Source organism: Citrobacter sp. CRE-46 (assembly GCF_059615875.1).
Genome location: NZ_CM184341.1, coordinates 2,660,467 through 2,684,076, shown reverse-complemented (window position 1 = coordinate 2,684,076; position 23,610 = coordinate 2,660,467). Strand labels below are relative to the sequence as shown.

The window sequence follows — 23,610 nt, the reverse complement described above, 5'->3', positions numbered from 1 at the left end:
TCCTTATTGTTTTGGTCAGAAAGTGTGTTTTCTCAAATAATCTTATTGTTTTTCAGCACGGAACGTAGCCGTGGGTGCTGGCAAACCGCATCAGCGATAGCGCTAATATTCGGCGTGTTGTCCTGGAACCAGTCATGTCCCGGCCCCCAGCTACGCATCACACAAATATAGACGTCCAGCAAGGTTAGCTGCTCTCCGAAAGCGTACGGCTCGGCGCTTAGCTGATCATTCAACCACATATAGAGAGATTTTCGGTACTCAATACAATTTTTTTTCAACTGCGCCGGAGCATCCGGCACCCAGCGTTCAGGATAATCGGCATAGGTAAATGTGGGATAGACATTTGCCACCAGCCATATCAACAGACGCTGGAACTGCTGACGCTCGCTGCGCCCAACGGAGGGCGAAAGCTCGGGACAACGATCGAGGATCATCAGGGCGATCGCCGCTGTTTCCGTCATGACTTCGCCATTTTCCAGTACCAGTGTGGGCACCTGGCATAGCGGATTCATTGTCTTAAGCAACTCCCGCGAAGGACCATCGCTGTCAAAACCGTCGACATTAATAAAACTGTAAGGGATCTCCGCCAGTGTGAGCATCACTTCACTGATGGCCGATCCCCAGCCCGGCACCCCATAGACCTTAATCATGCTGTAACCCTCAACGTTAAAACACTAAGTGTAGAGCAGCATTCAACAACCTATGCAGGCATGATTATTACTCTCATAATAATAATGATCGGATATCGGGAGAAATAAGCGATGCGTTCCAGTATGTTTGAATATATGACCATTTTTATACAGGTTGTTGAGCAAGGTGGATTTGCCAGAGCTGCAGACGTATTACACCTGCATCGCCCCGCAGTGACCAAAGCCATCCAGCATCTTGAAGACGAACTGGGGGCAAAGTTACTTAACCGCACAACCCGTAAAGTGACGCTGACCGATGAAGGTGACGCTTTTTACCAACGCACAAAAATACTGCTTGGCGACGTTGATGACATCATGGCCTCTTTCTCGCCAACCCGCCCGCCACGCGGAAAACTCAGGGTTAATGCCCCTCTGTCGCTGGCGCATTCCGTGTTAGTTCCTGCGCTGAAAGATTTCCAGTCGCGATATCCTGACATCGAGATGGTACTCACCTCCACCGACCGTAAAATCGATATGCTTGCCGAAGGTATCGATTGCATGATCCGTATCGGCGAATTACAAGACTCTTCCCTGATATCCAGGCGGCTTGGTGAAGTAAAGATGGTGACCTGCGCGTCACCGGATTATTTGCAACAACATGGCGTACCGCAGACGCCAGAGGATTTATCCCGACACCAGGCGCTTAACTTTTTTAGCGAGCGTCACCGGGAAGCGCTGGAGTGGTCCTTCATTAGCGGAGGTAAAACTTTATCGTTCACGCCCACCGGGCGGATAAGCGTTGATAACTCCGATATATTGCTGACCGGCTGTTTATCTGGACTCGGCATCATACGTGGTGTTCATGCCGTGCTGGCCCCCTACCTCCAGTCGGGTCAGCTCGTTGAGGTGCTGGCCGATTACGCCGGAGAATCAAAACCGGTTTCTGTGCTTTACCCCGACAGGCGTCACCTCACCCCTCGCGTGCGGGTATTCATTGACTGGCTGTGCGAACTTTTTAGCCAACAAAAACCGCGGCTTCAGGGATTGTTACGAAATGAGTAATAGTGAAGTTCCGCAACTGCGGTTTTTCACTCTCATCTGAATCGTTAAATTGTACGGACCCAATACAGAACAATTTACTGAGGTCTGCTATGTCTAAGGTCGTAGTTTTTAATCAAATTGGTGACGCTGACGTCTTGAAGATTCAGGACATGCAGGTTCCCGCGCCTGATGCAAATGAGGTTCAGATCCGCGTACGGGCAATTGGTATCAACCGTGCGGAGATTATGTACCGCACAGGCCAGTATATTTATCAACCTAATTTCCCGGCACGGTTGGGTTATGAAGCTGCCGGAGTCGTTGAATCCGTAGGAGACAACGTACGTGAGTTTGCACCTGGGGATTACGTTAGCGTCATTCCGGCTTTCAGCTTTCATCAATATGGTATGTATGGAGAACTCGTTAATGCCCCGGCGCACGCGGTCGTAAAACATCCGCAAAACCTCAGCTTTGCCGAAGCCGCCGCCAGTTGGATGATGTATGTGGCCGCATTCGGTGCACTGGTTGAATATGCGGATATTAAACCTGGAGATAATGTGCTGATCAATGCTGCTTCCAGTAGCGTCGGACTGGCAGCAATTCAGATTGCTAATATGCTCGGCGCAAAGCCTATTGCGATGACGCGAACCAGCGAGAAGCGAAACCAGCTTTTGCAGCTTGGGGCAGCAGATGTTATCGCCAGTCATGAGCAAGATCTTGTCACTGAGATCTCACGCATTACTGATGGCAAAGGAACCCGTGTGGTCTTCGATCCGGTCGGTGGCCCGGGAGTGGCAAAAATTGCCCAGGTGATGCCGGCCGGTGGGATCTTTTTCCAATATGGCTCGCTTGATGCACGCGACCTTTCTATACCGGTCATTGAGATCCTCGGTCGCCATTTGACTTTCCGTGGTTATGAAATTTTTGAAATCACCTCGGACGCAGAAAAACTTTCGCGAGCGAAACGGTTTATCTTTGAAGGATTGCAGTCCGGGCAGCTCAAGCCGCTGATTGATAAAACCTTCGCCTTTGATGATATCGTCGAGGCACATCAATACATGGAAGCCAACGGTCAGGTAGGCAAAATCGTCGTCACTGTATAACCCCTGTGCGGCACACCCTTGTGCCGCAATGTGTCTCAAAGCACTTTCGACAAAAACTGCTGGGTGCGCGTGTGGCGTGGATGATTCAGCACCTAATATTGTACGTTAATGCTATTTTTAACCATCAAGAAATGAGAAAACTTGTCTCTGAGCGGGTTCTCGTATCTTGATGGGCTATGCTGAGAGCGTCTCTCAAACGATCTTAAGAAGATCCTTCTGAATCTTTGACCGTAATTGTATAGGTTTTATCGAACTCTCCTGATTTTGAAAGCATTCCGCCACCTAAGCCCCCATGTACTCGCACTTTAGCTATGCCTGCTTTTGTTGGTGTCCCTCTAATCTGAATACAATTATTGAATTCATTATCATCACAATACTGTAAGTGAAGCCCTAAATTATCTGGATGAATATCTCCAGCAATGACTTGTTTACCATAAAGATCATAAGAAAGAACTACTCCACCAAATATATTTATTTGGTTATAATAGGGAATGCCAACAGTTGCATCATTAAGCACCTCCCCTTCTGGAGTGAATTCTGCCTGCAACGAACAGGCAGACAATAAAAATAAAGGCAGAACCAAAAAAAATTTTCCCATTTTATTTCAATGATTTGAAAACCATCCCTCCAAAAAACCTGTTGATAAAAAATTGCAAATCTTTGTTTGGTTTTATCCAGTTTTTTTCCTTTCCCCAAGAAAACAATTCTAAACTAATATATCCATTAGGATCTTGCATGACTGAACCATTCCAAACAACCCAATGTGTAGGTAATGTTGTTTTATTTGTACTATTTACAAGAAGTCCATCATTTATCAATGTTACGACTTTATAATCTTGCTCAATATATTTATTTAAATCTCTGATTCCCTGAACACCCGCCTGAGTAATACCGACATTACTGAAAACCATTTTATAGCCGACTTTTTCAAACCATTCTGCCAAAATTTGCCAAATTGTGAAACCAGCAACTGGAGAATCAAGAGCATCAAAGCTCAGCATTGTATTCTCTGAATCTCTGAGTCCAGCAAGTGTCATCCAGTCTGTACCGGCTATCTTCGGTCTGCCATCATCATCTGCACACTTAAAATGAATACAGTTTCTGCTGCTGACATCCTGTGAGTTCTGCATCATTATCGATAATTGACTGGTGTCGCGGGTGGTTAAAGTACCCGCGCCACTGCTGGTATATTGTGTGGCTGTACCAAAGACATAGTGATTGGATCAGCCACACAGCGCCCTGTCGCCAGTAGCTACATATGCTTTACCATTTTCCATCCAGTCCACTGCAGAAGCGAAAATTGGAAAATGTCCATTGCATTTCCGACAAATTGCCCTGTCACCGGTTTGGGCAATAGCTCTATCACCATCATACCAGGATGCAGAAGCAGTAATAATTTTTCCATAACTTGTTTTATCGCCGAGACAGGCCAGTGCTCTTACCATTTTCAATTCCTTAGTTAAAAAGTGGTAATACTCAATGGCATGATACATAACACATGATTTAAGCAAAGTTTTACTATGCTTGCTCACAACTTTACTAAGGGTGATATATTCCAGATCCAAGTCATTATTCACATGATAATAAAATGATTTTTTGATAATTAGTCACTAAGTTTGTTACTCGAAAGGAAAACTAATTTAGGATTAACGGACGTTCATATTTTCTTGATAATTTCACTCTTTGGACGCAGTACTCAAAGCACTTTCGACAAAAACTGCTGGGTGCGCGTGTGGCGTGGATGATTCAGCACCTGCTCGCTGCTGCCCTGCTCGACAATTTTGCCATCGACCATAAACACCACCTGATCCGCCACTTCTCGGGCGAAGCCAATCTCGTGCGTTACTACAACCAGCGTGGTTCCCGACTGCGCCAGCGCTTTGATAACATCCAGCACTTCGCCCACCAGTTCGGGATCAAGCGCTGACGTGGGTTCATCAAACAGCATGACGCGCGGATTTAATGCCAGTGCACGGGCAATGGCGATACGTTGTTGCTGTCCGCCGGATAAGTGACGCGACCAGGCATCGGCTTTATTACGCAGCCCTACCGCATCAAGCAGGGTTAATGCCCGCTCGGTGGCGGCTTTACGTGTTGCCAGACCGTGCGCAATGGGCGCTTCAATCAAATTCTCCAGCACCGTTAAGTGCGGGAACAGGTTAAAGTTCTGGAACACATAGCCGACGTTAACGCGCTGACGCAAAATTTCCGCCTCTTTCAGCTCATACAGCTTATCTCCCTGCCGACGATAGCCAATGTAATCGCCATCAATTTGAATAAAACCTTCATCGACGCGCTCCAGATGGTTGATAGTCCGCAACAGAGTGGATTTCCCGGAGCCGGATGGGCCAAGAATAACGGTTACCGTACCGGGCGGGATCTCCAGCGACACATTATCCAGCGCTTTGTGGCGACCGAAGTATTTGCTGACGCCGGTAATAGAAATATGGCCTTCAGGCGAGTGGGACATGGGCGGTCTCCTGCTGTGGACGTTGACGACTGCGTTTTTCTGCACGACTCACCCGGGCGGTATTGATCGCTGAACGTCGTTCGCTACGTGCCAGCGCGCGTTCGACCAGGTGCTGAATTAACGACAGGACGCTGGTGATCACCAGATACCACACTGCGCCGACCATCAGCAGCGGGATCACCTCCTGCGTGCGGTTGTAGATCATCTGGATGGTGTAGAACAACTCAGGCATGGCCAGCACGTATACCATCGCCGTCCCTTTCGCCAGACTGATGATTTCATTGAACCCGGCAGGCAAAATAGTGCGCAGCGCCTGCGGCAGGATAATTCGCAGCGTACGTCGCCATGCCGGTAAGCCCAGCGCCGCAGCTGCCTCGTACTGACCGTGATCAACCCCCAAAAATCCACCACGAATAATTTCAGCGGTATAGGCGCTTTGCACCAGCGTCAGGCCGACTACCGCAGTGGAAAACTGGCCGAGTACATTGATGGTCTCAAAACTGCCCCACTGAATGGGAGTAAACGGAATACCAATCGTCAACGTGTCGTACAGATAGGAGAAGTTGTACAGAACGATTAGCACGACAATCAGCGGTAACGAGCGAAACAGCCAGATGTATCCCCATGCCAGACCGTTCAGCAGCCAGGAAGATGAAAGTCGCGCCAGCGCCAGCAGACCGCCGATGAGAATACTCAACAGCGTACCGATAAGCGTCAGCAACAATGTTTGCCCGAGACCGGACAAGATAACCGGATCGAAGAACCAGCGGGCAAACACCCCCCATTCCCAGCGCGGGTTAAACGCTACGGACTGGATAATCACCGCCAGAACAAACAAAGCAATGATCGCTCCGACGGTACGCATGGGATAGCGCGCCGGTACGACTTTAATGCTATCAGTCGTTTTCATTTTATCTCCTCAGGCTATTCTGGCCTGACCGGCGATGGTCAACAGTTTGGTAAAGCGCAGTCGGCCATCAAACGGCGGCTGGCTGTACTCTTCGGGATCGCGCTCCGTATCAAACTGCGGATCGTAGCCCTGACTTAAATACAGCCGGACGGCCTCCGGCTGGCGAAATCCGGTGGTCAGATAAATCCGGCTGTAGCCCGCGAGTAGCGCCCTACGCTCCAGCTCCTGCACTACGCGCGCCGCCAGCCCCTGCTGTCGCAGGCTGCTTTTCGTCCAGATACGCTTAATCTCGGCGGTATCTTTGTCGTAAGGTTTGTAGGCCCCGGTGGCGATGATCTCACCGTTACGTTCCAGTACTACGAATAGCCCCTGCGGCGCCAGATACCATTCGGTCAGCTCCACCTCTGCGTCGCGAGAAAAATAATCGCCATAGCGGGCGGCATATTCACCAAACAGACCGTTCAAAATGGGTTGCAGCTCGCTGGCTTCAGGTGAGACCACGCGAAATTGATCGCTCACGATAACCTCCTTAGTCGCCTAACCCGGCTGGGTTGATCTCAGATTGCGGAATGCGTTCCACCCCTTCCCCCCAACGGTTCAGTACCTTGTCGTAGTCGCCGTTGCCAATCACGCCGTTGAGGGCGGTTTGCACAGGCAGAACCAAACCGCTGTCCTTTTTCAGCGTCACGGCGATATGTGCCGCTTTTGGCCAACCGCCATCAACGCTACCCACCAATTGTGTTTTACCGTTGAGCGCGGCTTTCCACGCGCCAATAACGTTAGGACCGAAGTAGGCATCAGCGCGACCTGACTGCAGGGCCAGAGTCTGGGCGGCATCGTCTTTGGTATACACTGGCGTAAACGGCTGTAACCCTTTCTTCACGTTTTCATCGTTCCAGGCCAGCAGGATGGCTTCCTGGTTCGTCCCCGAACCGACGATAATGCGCAGACCGGCGATATCTTCCGCCTGCTCGATTTTCTTCAGCTTGCTGCCGGTTTTGACATAAAAGCCCAGGGAGTCCTTACGATAGGTCGCGAAATCGAATTTCTCTTTGCGCGCTTTCGTGACGGTAATATTGCTGATCGCGGCATCATATTTGCCGGAGGTGACGCCCAGCGGCCAGTCTTCCCATGATGTGGGCACAACGTTGAGTTCCAGACCCAAACTGTCTGCCACCAGACGGGCAATGTCCGCCTCGCTGCCGATCAGTGTTTTATTGTCATCGGCAAACACAGTCAGCGGCGGCTGACTGAGCCCGGCAATCGCCACGGTGAATTTGCCCGGTACGGCCAGGTGCAGGTTCGCAGGTAATTGCGCAATCGCCTGCGGATTTTTTGCCGTATTAATCGGCGTTTTATTGGCTTCCAGGCTTACGCCCGTGCCGTTAATAGTCACGTCATTTGCCCAGACGGTCGCGCTGAAAGCCAGCGACAGCGCGAGGAAGACTGATTTTTTCTGCATAGCGCTTTTCTCTTATTGTGTGAATTGATTTGCAGGTGTCGCTAATCCCAGGCTTGCACGCAGGGTCGTACCGGGATATTCATGGCGGAACAGGCCACGAGCCTGAAGCACGGGGATAACCTGTTCGACAAAACGTGGGAAGGTATCCGGCGTTCCTCCCTGAATGATAAAACCGTCAGCCGCTTTCTCGTCGAACCACTGCTGAAGGCCGTCGGCTACCTGCTGCGGCGTGCCGCTAAAACGCGGACGCGGGCTGGCTGCTTCCAGGGCAACCTGACGTAGCGTTAACCCCCGTTCGCGCGCATTACGCTTGATCTCATCGGTCGTGCTGCGAAAGCTATTTTGTCCGAGGGAACCCAGATCCGGGAACGGTGCGTCCAGCGGATATTGGGCAAAATCATGATGTTCGAAGTAGCGGCCAAGGTAGTTCAGTGCGTCAGTAATGGAAACCAGCGCAGCGGTAGTCTGATACTGCTGCTCTACGTCCTCTGCACTGTCGCCAACAATGATGCTGACGCCCTGGAATATATGCAGTTGTTCGGAACCGCGCCCGGTGGTTGCTAATTGGCTTTTTACATCCTGATAGAACGCTTTAGCCTCCGCCAGCGACGCCTGATGAGTAAAAATGGCATCAGCATGCTGCGCCGCTAATTTCTTGCCATCGGATGAAGCCCCAGCCTGAAATATAATTGGACGGCCTTGTGGTGTTCGCCCGATATTTAACGGCCCGGCAACCTGAAAATAATCCCCATGATGGTTAAGAGTGTGCAATTTTTGCGGATTAAAAAATTCTCCGCTTGCCTTATTACGGGTAAAAGCATCATCTTCCCAGGAATCCCACAGTCCTTTCACTACCTGTAAATATTCATCGGCAATACGATAACGTTGGGCATGCTCTGGATGCTGGGCGCGGGAATAGTTTTTTGCCGACCCTTCCAGAGGCGACGTCACCACGTTCCATCCGGCACGGCCCTGGCTGAGATGGTCGAGGCTGGCAAACTGCCGGGCGGTGGTAAAGGGCTCGCTGTATGACGTGGAGACAGTGCCAACCAGTCCCAGATTGCGGGTGATGCTGGCCAACGCAGATAATACCGTCAGCGGCTCAAAGCGATTTAAAAAATGTGGAATTGATTTTTCATTAATATACAGACCATCGGCGACAAAAATAAAATCCAACTTCCCTTTTTCCGCAATAAGCGCTGTTTCTTTAACAAAGTCAAAATTAATACTGGCATCGGCCTGCGCCGCCGGATGACGCCATGCAGACATATTTCCCGATGCGCCATGCAGAATAGTGCCGAGCCGTAGTTGCCGATTTTCAGCCATAATAACCCCTACCCAACAGGTAAAATTAAATGTGTGCGAATGCCGTTTTTGCTAAATGAGCAAAGTAGTGCGCGGCGGGTTCTATTAAGCGTTCATCCGGATTAAATCCCGGATGATGTAATCCGTATTCGCTGGCGCTACCAATACTGACGAACGCTCCAGGCGTATTTTGCAGGTAGACGGCAAAATCCTCCCCGCCCATATGCAGGTCGGCATAGTGGGTGGCGTAGCCTGATTGTTTCGCCACGGCGGTGGCGATATCCGCCCAACGATCATCGTTCACCAGCGCGGTCGGTCCCGCATGCCAGATAACATCAATTTGTGCGCCAAAAGCGTGGGCAAATCCGGCGGCGATGTCATTTACCCGGGCTTTGACCTGCTGCTGCACCTCAATGCGATGCGTTCTGAGCGTCCCTTCCAGCTCTACGGACTCTGGCAGTACGTTCCATGTGTTTCCTCCCTGAATACGGGTCACGCTGAGCACCACTGAATCCAGGGTGTTAACATCGCGACTGGCAACGCTTTGCAAAACTGTTACCAGTTGGCTGGCGAGCAGGATGGCGTCTTTGCCTTCATGCGGACGCGCCGCATGTGCGCCTTTGCCATTGATACGTAACACAAAGCGATCAACATTGGCATAGAATGCACCGCCGCGCGTGGCGAACTCCCCTACCGGCAAACCCGGTTCATTGTGCATACCAAAAATAGCCGCGACGTTTTGCAGTGCACCGGCGCGAATCAGTGTTTTGGCGCCGCCAAAACTCTCTTCCGCGGGCTGAAACAAAATACGTACTCGCCCCGGTAAGTCTGCTTCCTGCTGCTTAAGCAGCAGCGCGGCGCCAAGCATGACGCTGGTGTGAATATCGTGCCCGCAGGCGTGCATCACCCCCGGCGTGAGTGAGCGAAACGGAACATCGGCGCTTTCTTCTATCGGCAGGGCATCAATGTCCGCCCGCAAGGCGATGATCTCTTCTCCCTGACCAATTTCCGCGACCAGACCGGTTTTCAGGTTGAATGGCAGAATCTGGACATCAGCACTGCGCAACCAGTCGCGAATACGCGCCGTCGTCGCCACTTCCTGCAGGGAAAGTTCCGGGTGTTGATGCAATTCACGACGCCAGTTGATAAGCGTTGTCGCCAGTGTCATCAGACCACCTCCACGGCGTTATGGGCTTGTGCCAACAACCGTAGCGACGTCAGACGCGCGTGCCCTTCTGCCACTGGCGTGTCGATAATGAACTCATTAATGCCAAATTGCGTATGCAGGGCGTTCAGTTTTGCCAACACGTCGTGGGCAGTACCGTGTAACAAGGCCTGTTCACGACGCGCGATTTTGCGGGGCGGACTGCCAGCCTGCGCAGCGAAGGCCAGCGCTTGCTCTTCGCTGGCAACCGTGACGCGTTGGCCATTTTCGAGTTCCACGCCCCAGATCTGCACATTTTCCGCAAGCTGCGCGGCGGTGTCGTTACTGTCAGCAACAATCACCTGGACGGCGACTATCGTCGGGCGTGTGCTGTGGGTCTGCCAGAAGGACAAAACGTCACGCAATAACGCTCTGTCACCGTTGAGGTGTGCCGCGAAGATGAAATTCCAGTCGGATTGCGCTGCCAACTGAGCGCTTTGCACACTGGCTCCCAGCACAAACCCTTCTGGCGGTCGCGGTGGGATTGGCGTCGGGAAAACCGTTTCCCCGCTTTCCGTGCCGTTTAGCGCCAGCCAACCGTTAAGCTGAGAAAGCTGGTCAGCAAAACTGCCTTTTTCATCCTGATGAAGTCCCAACTGTAACGCCTGAGTCGACAGGGGTAAGCCGCCAGGCGCTTTTCCGACGCCAAGATCGACACGTCCGGGGGCCAACGATGCCAGAAGATTAAAGTTTTCCGCCACTTTGTACGGGCTGTAATGCTGCAGCATGACGCCGCCGGAACCGACGCGGATACGCTGGGTTTGCCCAAGGATCCAGGCGATCACCAGCTCCGGCGACGGGCTGGCCAACTGTGGTGTATTATGGTGTTCCGCGATCCAGAAACGATGGTATCCCCACTCTTCTGCCAGTTGCGCCAGACGCAAGGTCCGGGCAAGCGCCATCACGGCAGTTTCTCCTTCCCCAACGGGGCTTTTATCCAGAATACTCAGGCGATATGACATGTTACAGGCCCATATTTGTTAACATGTCTTTATTATTAAATTATCAAATAATCATAATGAAACACTTAATTCACATTTGCTCAGCAAAAAAGTAGATAACCAGCCCTGTTGCTGTCAGGGATAAGATTCGGCTTATCTCTCACGGGCGAAACACGCCGCAAAAACAGCCTGCACGTATTACCTACAAAATATAATAGGGTTGTTGTTACTACCGTAATACCCTCCTTATCCTTTCTGCCTGTGTGATTTTTATGGGGATTTTTTTAGCGTGATTTACATTAAGTCAGATTAAATAGCTTGCCACGTTATATATTTGTATTAGATGTTTCACTTTCATGACAATTAACAACTTTTATACGTTGGGATTTTTATTATAACTACTTCCACCGAAATCATGATTAGTAGAGAATACAGCGTTTCTTATTAAAATGGTTTAAACAGTTTTTAATATCCCCTGGCTTTATTGTGGGGATTTTTTTATGGCTTATACATACCACCTGGGGCCTCTATGAAAAGTAACATGCCTGTTACACAAATTGAGTACGCACTTAACGATAAAGCGACGCTGCTTTCGACAACAGATAAAGAAAGTCATATTACCTACGCCAACTCTGCTTTTATTGACGCCAGCGGATTCAGCGAACACCAGTTAATGGGCGAGCCGCATAATATTATTCGCCACCCTGATATGCCCCCTGCCGCTTTCGCCGATATGTGGTACACGCTACAGCAGGGGGACAGTTGGACGGGAATGGTGAAAAACCGGCGGCAGAATGGCGATCATTACTGGGTGCGGGCCAACGTGACGCCGGTCTGGCACAATGAAAAACTCACTGGTTACATCTCGGTACGCACTGTTCCTTCGCGCGATGAAATAACCCAAAGTGAAAACTTATATCAAAAAATAAATAGTCAGCAGCTTAAAGGCTTTCGTCTGTTTAAAGGTATTATCATTCGTCGCGGCATAATGGCATGGGTTTCAATGTTTAAATGGCTGAGTATTAGCCAGCGCGTCAATTATAGTTTAGGGGTAACTGCCCTGCTGGCGTTGTTATTTATCTTATCCCCTGTGAATTCTATTATTCAGGCGGGTGGGCTGTTGATGCTGTTTCTGGCACTGGCTATTTACCTTAAGTATCAAATTTGTCAGCCAGTTAATACGCTACTGACGCAAATGAAGAAAGTGGTGTCTGGTCGTAAAGCCGATAACTGTCTTTTAAACAGGGTCGATGAAATAGGAATGTTGATGCGTCTGGTTAATCAATCCGGGCTTAATCTGAATTCGCTGGTCGATGACGTCAGTACGCAACTATCCGGTATTCGCGCCATCAGTCAGCGGGTATCAAAAGAAGGTACTGCGTTGCACAAGCGTTCAGAAGAAACCTCCGCTGACCTGCAACAAACGGCTGCCGCCATCGAAGAAATTGGCAGTGCGGTACAGCAAACCGCTGAAACGGCGGCGCAGACCATGACCATGGCAGATAAAACCAGCGCCAACGCGGCAGCAGGCGGCGATATCATGAAACAAACCATTGCCATGATGCAGGCAATCTCGCGTGATAACGGACAGATAGTCGACATCATTGGCGTTATCGATAGCATTGCCTTTCAGACCAATATCCTGGCGCTCAATGCCGCGGTTGAGGCCGCGCGAGCCGGAGAATCCGGGCGCGGCTTCGCCGTTGTCGCAGCAGAAGTTCGCAATCTGGCGCAGCACTCGGCGTCGGCGGCAAAAGAGATCAAACAGTTGATCGAGAAGAACGTCGCCAACGTTAACAGCGGCGTCAAAATGGTGGAGCGAACGGAAACGCATCTCACCGGGATGATTGGTGATGTCCTGCAGATGTCGATGATGATCAAAGAGATTAGTCTGGCCACGCGAGAGCAAACCCAGGCGCTGGATCTGATTAACGATTCAATTTCACGCGTGGGCGCCATGACACACAATAACGCCGAAATGGTGGAACGTGTTACTGATGCTACCGCCGATCTGACCCAGCGATCATCACGCTTACAGCAGGCCGTTCAGGTCTTTGGCGTATCAGCATAACGTTACGGCGCTTATCGGGCGAATGTCTTAATAAGCGCACTCCTCTCCCTGGTTAAAACGCCCCTTTATTTTATTGGCTGAATCGAGGCCACACCGCGCCAGTTCCGGCTGCACAAAAATGCTGAATTCTTGTTATCGGGGCTTTGCGCAAGTGAACAATTGAATGTAGGATGCTCGGCCGGCAGTTTTCCCCCGTAACACAATGAAGGGTAACGCTGTTTTCGCCGCAGCAGGTGCGGCAAAAAGGATTTTGTAAATCAGTCAGGTCAACAGGAAACGTAATGAACACACACAACACGCAAGCCGCGGAACAACATGCGGCGAAACGACGCTGGTTGAATGCTCACGAAGAGGGGTATCACAAGGCGATGGGCAATCGACAGGTACAAATGATCGCCATTGGCGGCGCGATTGGTACCGGATTGTTTTTAGGGGCAGGCGCACGGTTGCAGATGGCTGGCCCCGCTTTGGCGCTGGTCTATCTGGTGTGCGGTATTTTTTCGTTCTTTATTCTTCGCGCGCTTGGCGAACTGGTTTTGCACCGCCCTTCCAGCGGTAGCTTTGTCTCCTACGCCCGCGAATTTTTAGGTGAGAAAGCCGCCTATGTGGCGGGCTGGATGTATTTCATCAACTGGGCGATGACCGGTATTGTCGATATCACCGCAGTTGCGCTGTATATGCATTACTGGGGCGCATTTGGCGACGTGCCGCAGTGGGTGTTCGCCCTCGGGGCGCTGGCCATTGTCGGCACCATGAACATGATCGGCGTGAAGTGGTTCGCAGAGATGGAGTTTTGGTTTGCGCTGGTCAAAGTGCTGGCGATTGTGATTTTCCTGGTTGTGGGTACCGTTTTCTTAGGTAGCGGAAAACCGCTGGATGGCAACGCCACGGGTTTTCACCTGATAACCGACAATGGCGGATTTTTCCCGCATGGCCTGCTGCCAGCGCTGGTACTGGTTCAGGGGGTCGTCTTCGCGTTTGCCTCCATCGAACTGGTCGGTACTGCCGCGGGTGAGTGCAAAGATCCGCAAACGATGGTGCCGAAAGCGATCAATAGCGTTATCTGGCGTATCGGTCTGTTTTACGTGGGTTCGGTGGTCCTGCTGGTTCTGCTTCTGCCCTGGAATGCCTACCAGGCGGGGCAAAGCCCGTTTGTCACCTTCTTCTCCAAACTTGGCGTGCCGTATATCGGCAGCATCATGAATATTGTGGTGCTCACCGCGGCGCTTTCCAGTCTGAACTCCGGCCTGTACTGCACCGGGCGTATTTTACGTTCCATGTCGATGGGCGGTTCCGCGCCAAAATTTATGGCTAAAATGAGCCGCCAACAGGTGCCATGGGCCGGGATCCTCGCCACACTGGTCGTGTATGTTGTAGGGGTATTCCTGAACTATCTGGTGCCGTCGCAGGTGTTTGAGATCGTGCTTAATTTCGCCTCGCTGGGCATCATTGCGTCGTGGGGATTTATCATGGTTTGTCAGATGCGTCTGCGCCGGGCGATTAAAGAAGGTAAAACCGCAGACGTCAGTTTTAAACTGCCGGGTGCGCCGTTTACCTCATGGCTCACGTTGCTGTTCCTGCTGAGCGTGCTGGTGCTGATGGCGTTTGATTATCCAAACGGCACTTATACCATCGCATCATTACCGTTAATCGCCATCCTGCTGGTTGCGGGCTGGTTCGGCGTGCGTAAACGCGTAGCGGAAATCCACCGCACCGCGCCGTAAGGATAAAAGGCCTGACAGGTTACCCCTTCAGGCCTTCTTTTTTAGTCTGCTTCAATGAGCTGCGCAACATCGTTGTTATTAATTTCCCGCGCATTCCCATCCTGATCGGTATAGCTGGTCATTCCCGTGTCTTTATCCAGCTTTGGCTTGCCCTGGGTGGTAATCGTTTGTCCGCTTTTGGTCGTCATAACGTAATTGGTTGTGCAACCTGCCAGCGTAAACAGCATGACGCCTGCACAAAGACACATAAATGGCTTTTTCATGGTATTCCCGTGTTATTCAGTTAGCCGTTGAGGGCGTAGTGTAAGTCCCTGAAGTTAGTCAGGCTACTGGCGGGGTGTAACGAGGCGTATCGTGAGGTTTAGAGAAATGACAGGAGGGGTTTCCCCCTCCGGTTAATTACAGCGCAATACGAATCACATCGTCCGGCTGAGTAGCTTCCTGCTCGCGGGTAGATTTCTGTTTCACGCTAACGTACAGCGTTTTACCGTCGGCGGAGAGCGCCAGGCTGTTCGGGAATGTTGGAGTCTCGAACGTTTTGACAACTTTGTAGCTTTTCGCGTCGATCACGCTTACTTTACCGGCCTGACGATGGGTCACATAGGCCTCGTTGCGCGCCGGGTTGAACAGCACGGCCAGGGATTCCGGCGCGGCGACTTTCGCCAGTACATTGCCATTGCGGGTGTCAATAACCAGCACTTCCGCAGCCTTAGAGTCGGTAACAAATGCGCGGTTACCCGCCGTGTCAAGACTCAGGTTGATAAAGAAGTGCTCTTTTCCATCATCCAACAGCTTTTTACGGCTGAGAATTTTGTTATTGGTGGTATCGATAGTGATAAATTCGCCGTCCGCATTGGCGGTGTACAGGCGTTTAGCCTTGCTGTCGACAGCCAGAGCGGTGCTCATTTTGCCAGTATTTTGGATTGTGTCCTGAAGTTTGATCGTCTCACCGTCCACGACCCAAATTACGCTCTCTTTACCAATACCGCTAATGTAGACCGTGTTGGTCGCATCATCGGCGACCAGCTCACGCGGCTGCAGCGGGCGCACATCTTCAGAACGCTTACGCGCATCCAGCACCAGGCGCCCTTTCACCGCGCCTGTTTTGGCATCCATCGCCGTCACCGCGCTGTTTACCGTATTACCAAACCACAGCGTTTGCGTGGTGTTATTGATGGTGGCGCCAAACGGTTTGAGATCGTTATGGATAACCTGAGTCACTTCGAGCGTCACCGGGTCAAGACGGTAAACCACGCCCCCGGTATCCAGTTTGCGGCTCTGTGAGGTCGCCAGCCACAGCGCGTTCTCTTGCTGGCTGTATGCCATTTCATAGGCACCTTTGCCCACGGCTTTGCGCAGCAATTCTTCCGCAGCCTGTGTCGTAAAAGATGATGCCACGAGCAGTGAACCTAACAGTAAAGAACCACGCAGGCGCGGCGAAAACAGATGACGTAAAGACATGACGACTCCCTTTGATAAATTCGTTTGTTACTGCTTCACATAGCTTCAATGAGCAAAATCATGGTTTTGCCTTTTTAAGAATGAGAATAGTAATCATTATTCATCGCAAAGTGGAGCACTTCTTCACATATTGACTACACTCGTTTTCATTGCCCGAAAAATTACCGCAATTCAGTAGAGTTAAAATTCATCTTTTTTATAAAAAAATTCACATGCTTACCGTCCGTTTTCCGGCGTCAGCATCATAAACTGGCCTTATTCATGACGATTTTTTCAGCCCGCTATACTGTCTTTCCTGTTTCATTACTGCCTGTCTTTCTCTCGACTTTTGCCGCGGCAGACAGTGAGATAAACGAGCAAACGCTGATCGTTAGCGCGACGCCACAATCCGTTTCAGAACTGGATACCCCTGCCGCCGTCAGCGTTGTTGCCGGTGAGGATATGCGTCTGGCAACACCGCGCATTAACCTGTCCGAATCGCTGACCAGCGTCCCTGGGCTACAGGTGCAAAATCGGCAGAACTACGCGCAGGACCTCCAGTTGTCGATTCGTGGTTTTGGTTCACGCACCACGTATGGCATCCGCGGCATTCGTATGTACGTAGACGGAATCCCAGCCACCATGCCGGATGGGCAAGGCCAAACATCCAATATCGATATCAGCAGCGTACAAAATATTGAAGTCCTGCGGGGTCCCTTCTCTGCGCTGTATGGCAATGCTTCCGGCGGTGTGATTAATGTCAGTACTGAAACAGGGCGTGAGCCGCCCACCATTGAAGCCAGCAGCTATTACGGTAGTTTTGGCACCTGGCGATACGGTTTAAAGGCCACCGGAGCGCTGGGCGATGGTACTCAGCCAGGCGATGTGGATTACACCGTTTCAACGACCCGATTTACTACCCATGGGTATCGCGATCACAGCAGCGCGCAAAAAAATCTGGCTAATGCCAAACTGGGCGTACGTATTGATGACGCGAGTAAACTGACGCTGATTTTCAACAGCGTGGATATTAAGGCCGACGATCCCGGTGGCCTGACGAAGTCAGAGTGGAATGCCAATCCGCAGCAATCGCCCCGCGCCGAGCAATTCAATACGCGAAAAACCATCAAACAGACCCAGGCGGGATTGCGCTATGAACGCCAGCTTAGCGCGCAGGATGATCTCAGCATCATGACCTATGCGGGGGAGCGCGAAACCACCCAGTATCAGTCGATCCCAATGGCCCCACAGCTGAGACCCTCCCATGCCGGAGGCGTTATCACTCTGCAACGTCATTATCAGGGGATAGATAACCGTTGGACTCACCGTGGCGAATTGGGGATCCCGGTGACCTTCACCACCGGCATAAACTATGAAAACATGAGTGAAAACCGTAAAGGCTATAACAACTATCGGCTTGATAATGGTGTGCCTGAGTATGGTCAGAAAGGCGACGTGCGACGCAATGAACGTAACCTGATGTGGAACGTCGATCCCTATCTGCAAACCCAGTGGCAATTGACGGAGAAGCTTTCGCTGGATGCCGGCGTTCGTTACAGTTCCGTGTGGTTTGATTCCAACGATCGCTACATTACGCCGGGTAACGGCGATGACAGCGGGGACGCCAGCTATCACCAATGGCTCCCTGCCGGATCGTTGAAATATGCGATGACGGACGCCTGGAACCTCTATCTGGCTGCGGGGAGAGGATTTGAAACGCCGACAATTAACGAACTCTCCTACCGTTCCGATGGCCAAAGCGGCATGAATTTTGGTTTACAGCCGTCCACAAATGACACCATTGAAATCGGCAGCAAAACGCGCATCGGCGATGGGCTGTTTACCGCGGCCCTGTTCCAGACCAACACGGATGACGAAATCGTCGTTGATAGTAACAATGGCGGTCGTACGACCTATAAAAATGCCGGGAAAACCCGCCGTCAGGGAGGCGAGCTATCCTGGGATCAACGCTTTGCCACAAACTGGCGCGTAAAAGCGGCATGGACATGGCTGGATGCAACCTATCGCAGCAATGTCTGCGGCGATCAAAACTGCAACGGCAACCGACTGCCCGGCATAGCGCAAAACATGGGATTTGCTTCACTGGGCTACGTGCCTGATGAAGGCTGGTATGCGGGAGCAGATGTGCGTTATATGGGTGACATTATGGCTAATGATGAAAATACGGCGAAAGCCCCGTCATATAGCGTAGTCGGCCTGAATACCGGCTATAAATTTTATTACAGCAACCTTATGATCGACCTGTTTGGCCGGGTGGATAACCTGTTTGATAAGACCTACGTCGGTTCGGTGATTGTGAATGAATCAAATGGCCGATACTACGAACCGGCGCCAGGACGAAACTATGGCGTGGGTATTAATCTGGCCTGGCGTTTTGAATGATACTGGCGGGAATCGCTCCCGCCAGCACTCTTTATGCATCGTCTGCTACGCGAATAACCACCTTGCCGAAGTTTTTACCGGTCAGCAAACCGATAAAGGTCTGCGGCGCATTCTCCAGACCGTCAGTGACCTGCTCACGGTAGTGGATTTTACCCTCTTTAATCCAGCGCCCCATCTCCCGCTGAAACTCATGAATGCGGTGACCATAATCCTGACCAATGATAAAACCCTGCATCCGGATACGCTTTTTCAGTAAGGTTGCCATCAGCAACGGTAATCGGTCAGGGCCGGTCGGAAGCGATGTCGCATTATAACCGCTGACCAGTCCGCAAAGCGGAATGCGCGCCGAGGTATTGAGTAACGGCAGCACAGCGTCAAATACCTTACCGCCAACGTTCTCGTAGTAAATATCAATCCCCTGCGGACACGCTTTTGCCAGTTGTTGCGCAAAATCGTGCGCATGGTGATCGAGACAAACATCAAAGCCCAGCACTTCGGTAGCATGCCGGCATTTCTCTGCCCCGCCCGCTACACCGATCACCCGACACCCTTTGAGCTTACCAATCTGTCCAACCGTTGCGCCCACCGGGCCAGTTGCAGCAGCAACAACCAGCGTTTCCCCTGATTTCGGCTGGCCAATGTCCAGCAAGCCCATATAGGCGGTAAATCCCGGCATCCCCAAAACACCCAGCGCCCAGGAGGGATGTTCAGGATTATCGCCAAGCTTCACCAGCCCGTTGCCGTCCGAAATGTCATAGTCCTGCCAGCCACTGTAGCTCAGCACCCATTCGCCAGGCTGGTAATCAGGATGGTTGGAGGACACGACGCGGCTCACAGTGCCGCCGACCATCACACCGCCAATCTCAACGGGAGGCGAGTAAGACGGTTCATCGCTCATGCGCCCACGCATGTAAGGATCGAGAGAAAGGAAAACGGTGCGCAGCAAAACCTGACCTTCTCCCGGCGTTGCGACTTCATCTTCTTCAAGACGGAAGTTATCCGGGATTGGCGCGCCATGTGGGCGGGAAGCCAGTACCCAACGGCGGTTACGATTAGTCTGTTGACCCATGATGTGCTCCTCTGCTTTTGGCATGAATCCATCAATAGTAGCAGCCTGCGCCAGCATTTAGCTCGCGACATGGTTTAATCGCACAACCAGATAAACGCAGGTTTGCGTGGTTTCATTGATAAACCGACAGTCATTCGGCGGCCCCAGTTCCAGACAATCGCCCGCTTTCATTTCATGACGCACATCGCCTTCCACAAAGACTAACTCCCCCTGCTGTAGCCAGATAAGCTGTCTGGCCTGCACGTAGGAGGATGCTGGCATTGGGATATCGCTTCCGGCGGGCAATTCGATTTGTACCAGGTCGATGGGGAGATCGCTGCGCGGTGAGACATGGCGTCGCAGATAGTGGCTCTGCGGATCGTGCCAGACGGGCTGGTCAGCGAGGCGCAGCAGCTTGCCCTCCTGCATTTCGGCTCGTGCAATCAGCATCGACATGCTGATGCCAAACGCCCCGGAGAGCCTGCCCAGCAGCGTGGCCGTGGGGCTACTCTCACCACGCTCTATTTTATGGATCATTGCCCGCGACACGCCTGCACGCTCAGCGAGTTCCGTCAGAGACCAGCCGCGAGATTCTCGTTCAAGGCGAATTCTTGCACCGATCCGTTGATTTATGCTGTCTTCAATAGTATTCATATTGTAATACTATAGTGAACAATCCCTGAGGTTCAACATGTCAATTCGATTTGCCAGCAAAGCAGACTGCGCCGCTATTGCTGAAATTTATAACCACGCGGTACTGCATACGGCGGCTATCTGGAACGATCAAACGGTCGATGCCGAAAACCGTATCGCCTGGTTCGAAGCCCGCCAGTTGATGGGCTATCCCGTGCTGGTAAGTGAAGAAAACGGCGTAGTCACTGGATATGCTTCGTTCGGCGACTGGCGTAACTTTGACGGATTTCGTCATACCGTTGAGCATTCGGTGTATGTCCATCCTGATCATCAGGGCAAGGGCCTGGGACGAGCGCTGCTCAGCCGACTGATAGAAGAAGCGCGCGCGTGCGGAAAACATGTAATGGTGGCGGGGATTGAGTCTCAGAATCAGGCGTCGCTGCATCTGCACAGTACGCTGGGATTTAACATCACCGCACAAATGCCGCAGGTTGGCACCAAATTTGGTCGCTGGTTGGATCTGACCTTTATGCAGTTACAGTTAGACGATCGTCGCGATCCGGATGCCGGCAGATGAACCAGACGCTGACCCTCTCCTTTCTGATTGCTGCAGGTATTGGTCTGGTGGTGCAAAATACCTTAATGGTGCGTATCACGCAGACCTCCTCGACGATCCTGATTGCCATGCTGCTGAACTCACTGGTTGGGATTGTGCTGTTTGTCAGCATTCTGTGGTTTAAGCAAGGCGCTGCGGGGTTTGGCGAACTGGTCTCCAGCGTGCGCTGGTGGACGCTGATCCCCGGTTTGCTGGGGTCTTTTTTTGTTTTTGCCAGTATCAGCGGCTATCAAAATGTGGGAGCCGCCACCACGATTGCGGTACTGGTCGCCAGCCAGTTAATTGGCGGACTGGTGCTGGATATTCTGCGCAGTCATGGTGTACCCCTCCGTGCGCTGGTGGGGCCTGTTTGCGGCGCGGTGCTGCTGGTCGTCGGGGCCTGGCTGGTCGCGAGGCGCTCATTTTAACTGCTGCTTATCAGGCCTACGGAACGTGCCTGTAGGCCGGATAAGGTGAGAACACCGCCATCCGGCAAGGAAAAATCAAAGAATAGAGCCGCCTTTGGTCAACTGTTCGCGACGGGCTTCCATATCCTCTTTATGCTGACGACCATGATGTGCAATAGCCGTACGCAAACGCTGTTGCTGGGTGTAGCGATCTTCCCGGCTCAGCGCGGCATCATCGCTGAGTTCAATCAGCAATTCATTCATATGCGTAATGACGCTCTCTTCAATGGCGGCATCAACACGTGCGCTGACCTCATCCAGATGCGACATAACCTCTCCTTAACTCATTAATTTAATTTTGCTTTTGAAAAATCACTGCCCATCAGGCTGACGCTGTATCCGCTGACGTTGCTACGCGTGGCATAGAACGTTTTGCCATTTGCCAGGGCTATCCACGGAGCCTGCTGGTAGAAAATCTCTTGCGATTGCTGGTACAGCGCGGCGCGTTCTTCAGGTTTGCTCACCAGTTTCGCCTTTTGAACCAGAGAATTATACTCTTTATCGCACCAACGCGCGGCGTTAGATCCGGTTTTAATGCTGTCGCAGCCCAACAGTACATCCGCGAAATTATCCGGATCGCCGTTGTCTGACATCCAGCCGAACAGCGCGGTGTCATGCTCGCCTTTGCGCATTCCGGAGAGATATTCGCCCCACTCGTATGACACTATTTTTGCCTTTACGCCGACTTTTGCCCAATCGCTCTGGATCATCTCGGCAATACGTCGGGAGTTCGGGTTGTATGGACGCTGAACCGGCATTGACCACAGCGTCGCTTCAAATCCGTTTTCCAGCCCAGCCTGTTTCAGCAGATCTTTCGCTTTTTGCGGGTCGTAAGCGTAATCATTTAGATCGTTATTGAACCCCATCATATTCGGTGGAATCGGCGATTTTGCCACCGTACCGGAACCTAAAAAGACGGCGTTAATAATGGCTTTTTTATCGGTCGCGTAGTTCAACGCCTGACGCACCAGCACGTTATCAAACGGTTTTTTCTCGGTATTAAACGCCAGATACCCGACGTTCAGCGCTTCAACCGAATGCAACGTCAACGCTTTATTCTTGTTGATCTCGTCAAACTGGATTGGCGCAGGCGCAGGGATAATCTGGCATTCGTTAGTTTGCAGTTTTGCCAGTCTGGTCTGTACATTTGGAGTGATCGAGAATATCAGGTGCTTCGTCGGGACGGCGCCATCCCAGTAGTTCGGGTTGGCCAGATAACGGATTTGGGAATCCTGTTTGTACTGCTGCAACACATATGGCCCGGTGCCAATCGGCCAGTTATCAACGTTTTCCGGGGTGCCTTTTTTCAGCATCGCGTCAGCGTATTCCGCAGAAAGAATGGAAGCGAAATCCATCCCCCAGTCGGCAAGAAACGCGGCGTTAGGTTCATTCAGCACAAACTGAACGTGATAATCATCCACCTTCTTCACTTCTTTGATCAGTTTATCCAGACCGACATCGTTAAAGTATTCGTAGCTACCCTGAGAAACCTTGTGGTAGGGATGATCGGCATCTTTCTGGCGTAATACCGAGAAAACCACGTCATCGGCGTTGAAGTCGCGGGTGGGTTTAAAGAATTTATTACTGTTGAATTTCACCCCCTGACGCAGGGTAAACGTGTAAGTCTTCCCATCGGGAGAAATTGTCCAGTCCGTTGCCAAAGACGGTATTGGGGTATTCTTTACCGGATCAAAGTTAATGAGTCGGTTGTAAAGCACCTGAGAACTGGCCACAAATGAGGGACCGGAACTGGCGATTTGCGGGTTAAATGACTCCGGCGACGCTTCTGAGCAGTAGATGATGGTGTCAGTGCTGGCCGCGAACGCAGCGCCTGAGGGTAAGGCGGCGCTGAGCGCCAGCGCGAGTAACGTTTTCCTTGCAATCATGGTTATAAGCCTTCTTATTTTATTATTAACCGGAATATCAGAGCATAGCTGACAAAAACTGACCAATAACAAATCACTATCAGGTTATTCTAATCCGGTGGTTTTCGCTGAATTATTCATCACCACAAGCGAATTAATTTCCCTTAAGTCTTTTTCAAAACGTCAAGATTTTTCCCGGCACTCTATGCCATGAAAATTCGCCCCTTTTTGCCTCTCTTCTGCCGTTTGCTCGTTTTTATAAACCGTAAAGTAGATGTGTGAAGAAGTCTAAGGGGTAACAA

General features: G+C 51.4%; 22 protein-coding genes and 1 pseudogene. 7 read left to right on the top strand and 16 right to left on the bottom strand.

What is annotated here, in order from left to right; translation table 11 throughout:
* Positions 1-32 precede the first annotated feature (32 nt).
* Positions 33-650 (bottom strand): glutathione S-transferase family protein, encoded by a 618-nt coding sequence (locus tag AC534G_RS13010; protein ID WP_110498047.1) that lies wholly within the window; start codon positions 648-650, stop codon positions 33-35.
* 111 nt (positions 651-761) lie between these two features.
* Here AC534G_RS13010 and AC534G_RS13005 point away from each other — a divergent pair, with 111 nt between their 5' ends.
* Both AC534G_RS13005 and AC534G_RS13000 read left to right on the top strand, forming a co-directional pair.
* On the top strand, positions 762-1,691 hold the full coding sequence (locus AC534G_RS13005) for a LysR family transcriptional regulator (protein ID WP_069324918.1): 930 nt from the start codon (positions 762-764) through the stop codon (positions 1,689-1,691).
* A gap of 89 nt (positions 1,692-1,780) precedes the next feature.
* Positions 1,781-2,770, top strand: coding sequence for a zinc-dependent alcohol dehydrogenase family protein (locus AC534G_RS13000; protein ID WP_496594606.1), 990 nt, complete (start codon positions 1,781-1,783; stop codon positions 2,768-2,770).
* 202 nt (positions 2,771-2,972) lie between these two features.
* Here AC534G_RS13000 and AC534G_RS12995 read toward each other — a convergent pair whose 3' ends face one another.
* The 9 genes and pseudogenes from AC534G_RS12995 to AC534G_RS12955 form a co-directional block, all read right to left on the bottom strand.
* Positions 2,973-3,368 (bottom strand): hypothetical protein, encoded by a 396-nt coding sequence (locus tag AC534G_RS12995; protein WP_110498044.1) that lies wholly within the window; start codon positions 3,366-3,368, stop codon positions 2,973-2,975.
* 1 nt (position 3,369) lies between these two features.
* On the bottom strand, positions 3,370-3,903 hold the full coding sequence (locus tag AC534G_RS12990; RefSeq protein ID WP_233593763.1) for a hypothetical protein: 534 nt from the start codon (positions 3,901-3,903) through the stop codon (positions 3,370-3,372).
* A gap of 90 nt (positions 3,904-3,993) precedes the next feature.
* Positions 3,994-4,215, bottom strand: coding sequence for a PAAR domain-containing protein (locus AC534G_RS12985; protein ID WP_162620699.1), 222 nt, complete (start codon positions 4,213-4,215; stop codon positions 3,994-3,996).
* Positions 4,216-4,466: 251 nt separating this feature from the next.
* On the bottom strand, positions 4,467-5,240 hold the full coding sequence (locus AC534G_RS12980) for an amino acid ABC transporter ATP-binding protein (RefSeq protein WP_038640679.1): 774 nt from the start codon (positions 5,238-5,240) through the stop codon (positions 4,467-4,469).
* Positions 5,224-6,150, bottom strand: coding sequence for an amino acid ABC transporter permease (locus tag AC534G_RS12975; RefSeq protein ID WP_038640681.1), 927 nt, complete (start codon positions 6,148-6,150; stop codon positions 5,224-5,226). Before AC534G_RS12975 ends, AC534G_RS12980 begins: the two co-directional genes overlap by 17 nt.
* Before the next feature lie 9 nt (positions 6,151-6,159).
* Positions 6,160-6,669 (bottom strand): GNAT family N-acetyltransferase, encoded by a 510-nt coding sequence (locus AC534G_RS12970; protein ID WP_069324921.1) that lies wholly within the window; start codon positions 6,667-6,669, stop codon positions 6,160-6,162.
* Between the two features lie 10 nt (positions 6,670-6,679).
* Positions 6,680-8,938: pseudogene (locus AC534G_RS12965) on the bottom strand (NtaA/DmoA family FMN-dependent monooxygenase).
* A gap of 25 nt (positions 8,939-8,963) precedes the next feature.
* Positions 8,964-10,085 carry an amidohydrolase gene (locus AC534G_RS12960; RefSeq protein ID WP_038640686.1) on the bottom strand — a complete coding sequence of 374 codons (1,122 nt, stop codon included), beginning with the start codon at positions 10,083-10,085 and terminating at the stop codon, positions 8,964-8,966.
* Entirely contained in the window at positions 10,085-11,083 is a 999-nt protein-coding gene (locus tag AC534G_RS12955) for an MsnO8 family LLM class oxidoreductase (RefSeq protein ID WP_085048182.1), read from the bottom strand. The genes AC534G_RS12960 and AC534G_RS12955 overlap by 1 nt, the downstream gene beginning before the upstream one ends.
* Positions 11,084-11,591: 508 nt before the next feature.
* Between AC534G_RS12955 and AC534G_RS12950 the strand changes: the two genes are divergently transcribed.
* Together AC534G_RS12950 and ansP are read left to right on the top strand one after the other, a co-directional pair.
* Positions 11,592-13,133 carry a methyl-accepting chemotaxis protein gene (locus AC534G_RS12950; RefSeq protein WP_110498042.1) on the top strand — a complete coding sequence of 514 codons (1,542 nt, stop codon included), beginning with the start codon at positions 11,592-11,594 and terminating at the stop codon, positions 13,131-13,133.
* A 281-nt stretch (positions 13,134-13,414) separates the two neighbouring features.
* Complete coding sequence (gene ansP, locus AC534G_RS12945; RefSeq protein ID WP_038640693.1) at positions 13,415-14,857, top strand: L-asparagine permease; 1,443 nt, start codon at positions 13,415-13,417, stop codon at positions 14,855-14,857.
* 41 nt (positions 14,858-14,898) lie between these two features.
* Here ansP and AC534G_RS12940 read toward each other — a convergent pair whose 3' ends face one another.
* Positions 14,899-15,120, bottom strand: coding sequence for a YgdI/YgdR family lipoprotein (locus AC534G_RS12940; RefSeq protein WP_199983034.1), 222 nt, complete (start codon positions 15,118-15,120; stop codon positions 14,899-14,901).
* A gap of 136 nt (positions 15,121-15,256) precedes the next feature.
* The gene (gene yncE, locus AC534G_RS12935) at positions 15,257-16,318 is read right to left on the bottom strand and encodes a 7-bladed beta-propeller protein YncE (RefSeq protein WP_038640696.1); all 1,062 of its coding nucleotides are present in this window, start codon (positions 16,316-16,318) and stop codon (positions 15,257-15,259) included.
* A 261-nt stretch (positions 16,319-16,579) separates the two neighbouring features.
* Here yncE and pqqU point away from each other — a divergent pair, with 261 nt between their 5' ends.
* Positions 16,580-18,700: a TonB-dependent receptor PqqU gene (pqqU, locus tag AC534G_RS12930; RefSeq protein WP_199981086.1), complete on the top strand. Its 2,121-nt coding sequence runs from the start codon at positions 16,580-16,582 to the stop codon at positions 18,698-18,700.
* Between the two features lie 31 nt (positions 18,701-18,731).
* Here the strand turns inward: pqqU and curA are convergent, their stop codons facing one another.
* Both curA and AC534G_RS12920 read right to left on the bottom strand, forming a co-directional pair.
* Complete coding sequence (gene curA, locus AC534G_RS12925) at positions 18,732-19,769, bottom strand: NADPH-dependent curcumin/dihydrocurcumin reductase (RefSeq protein WP_110498038.1); 1,038 nt, start codon at positions 19,767-19,769, stop codon at positions 18,732-18,734.
* A gap of 57 nt (positions 19,770-19,826) precedes the next feature.
* On the bottom strand, positions 19,827-20,402 hold the full coding sequence (locus tag AC534G_RS12920) for a helix-turn-helix domain-containing protein (protein WP_085048179.1): 576 nt from the start codon (positions 20,400-20,402) through the stop codon (positions 19,827-19,829).
* 37 nt (positions 20,403-20,439) lie between these two features.
* On the opposite strand from AC534G_RS12920, the gene AC534G_RS12915 reads away from it, so the two are divergent.
* Positions 20,440-20,958, top strand: a complete 519-nt coding sequence (locus tag AC534G_RS12915; protein ID WP_087856583.1) for a GNAT family N-acetyltransferase — start codon at positions 20,440-20,442, stop codon at positions 20,956-20,958.
* A complete protein-coding gene (locus AC534G_RS12910) occupies positions 20,955-21,404 on the top strand; it encodes a DMT family transporter (protein ID WP_042308290.1) in 450 nt (149 codons plus the stop codon). The genes AC534G_RS12915 and AC534G_RS12910 overlap by 4 nt, the downstream gene beginning before the upstream one ends.
* Positions 21,405-21,479: 75 nt before the next feature.
* Here AC534G_RS12910 and AC534G_RS12905 read toward each other — a convergent pair whose 3' ends face one another.
* Positions 21,480-21,713: a YdcY family protein gene (locus AC534G_RS12905; protein WP_110498036.1), complete on the bottom strand. Its 234-nt coding sequence runs from the start codon at positions 21,711-21,713 to the stop codon at positions 21,480-21,482.
* Positions 21,714-21,730: 17 nt separating this feature from the next.
* Complete coding sequence (locus AC534G_RS12900; RefSeq protein WP_110498034.1) at positions 21,731-23,329, bottom strand: ABC transporter substrate-binding protein; 1,599 nt, start codon at positions 23,327-23,329, stop codon at positions 21,731-21,733.
* Between the last annotated feature and the right edge of the window lie 281 nt (positions 23,330-23,610).

Excerpts from the sequence above, each read along its gene's own strand:
- AC534G_RS13000 (WP_496594606.1), top strand. The coding sequence starts at position 1,781 with ATGTCTAAGGTCGTAGTTTTTAATCAAATTGGTGACGCTGACGTCTTG.
- AC534G_RS12980 (WP_038640679.1), bottom strand. The coding sequence starts at position 5,240 with ATGTCCCACTCGCCTGAAGGCCATATTTCTATTACCGGCGTCAGCAAA.
- AC534G_RS12955 (WP_085048182.1), bottom strand. The coding sequence starts at position 11,083 with ATGTCATATCGCCTGAGTATTCTGGATAAAAGCCCCGTTGGGGAAGGA.
- yncE (WP_038640696.1), bottom strand. The coding sequence starts at position 16,318 with ATGTCTTTACGTCATCTGTTTTCGCCGCGCCTGCGTGGTTCTTTACTG.
- ansP (WP_038640693.1), top strand. The coding sequence starts at position 13,415 with ATGAACACACACAACACGCAAGCCGCGGAACAACATGCGGCGAAACGA.
- AC534G_RS12985 (WP_162620699.1), bottom strand. The coding sequence starts at position 4,215 with ATGGTAAGAGCACTGGCCTGTCTCGGCGATAAAACAAGTTATGGAAAA.
- AC534G_RS12975 (WP_038640681.1), bottom strand. The coding sequence starts at position 6,150 with ATGAAAACGACTGATAGCATTAAAGTCGTACCGGCGCGCTATCCCATG.
- AC534G_RS12920 (WP_085048179.1), bottom strand. The coding sequence starts at position 20,402 with ATGAATACTATTGAAGACAGCATAAATCAACGGATCGGTGCAAGAATT.
- curA (WP_110498038.1), bottom strand. The coding sequence starts at position 19,769 with ATGGGTCAACAGACTAATCGTAACCGCCGTTGGGTACTGGCTTCCCGC.
- AC534G_RS13005 (WP_069324918.1), top strand. The coding sequence starts at position 762 with ATGCGTTCCAGTATGTTTGAATATATGACCATTTTTATACAGGTTGTT.
- AC534G_RS12900 (WP_110498034.1), bottom strand. The coding sequence starts at position 23,329 with ATGATTGCAAGGAAAACGTTACTCGCGCTGGCGCTCAGCGCCGCCTTA.
- AC534G_RS12960 (WP_038640686.1), bottom strand. The coding sequence starts at position 10,085 with ATGACACTGGCGACAACGCTTATCAACTGGCGTCGTGAATTGCATCAA.
- AC534G_RS12910 (WP_042308290.1), top strand. The coding sequence starts at position 20,955 with ATGAACCAGACGCTGACCCTCTCCTTTCTGATTGCTGCAGGTATTGGT.
- AC534G_RS13010 (WP_110498047.1), bottom strand. The coding sequence starts at position 650 with ATGATTAAGGTCTATGGGGTGCCGGGCTGGGGATCGGCCATCAGTGAA.
- AC534G_RS12915 (WP_087856583.1), top strand. The coding sequence starts at position 20,440 with ATGTCAATTCGATTTGCCAGCAAAGCAGACTGCGCCGCTATTGCTGAA.
- AC534G_RS12990 (WP_233593763.1), bottom strand. The coding sequence starts at position 3,903 with ATGATGCAGAACTCACAGGATGTCAGCAGCAGAAACTGTATTCATTTT.
- AC534G_RS12905 (WP_110498036.1), bottom strand. The coding sequence starts at position 21,713 with ATGTCGCATCTGGATGAGGTCAGCGCACGTGTTGATGCCGCCATTGAA.
- AC534G_RS12940 (WP_199983034.1), bottom strand. The coding sequence starts at position 15,120 with ATGAAAAAGCCATTTATGTGTCTTTGTGCAGGCGTCATGCTGTTTACG.
- AC534G_RS12950 (WP_110498042.1), top strand. The coding sequence starts at position 11,592 with ATGAAAAGTAACATGCCTGTTACACAAATTGAGTACGCACTTAACGAT.
- pqqU (WP_199981086.1), top strand. The coding sequence starts at position 16,580 with ATGACGATTTTTTCAGCCCGCTATACTGTCTTTCCTGTTTCATTACTG.
- AC534G_RS12995 (WP_110498044.1), bottom strand. The coding sequence starts at position 3,368 with ATGGGAAAATTTTTTTTGGTTCTGCCTTTATTTTTATTGTCTGCCTGT.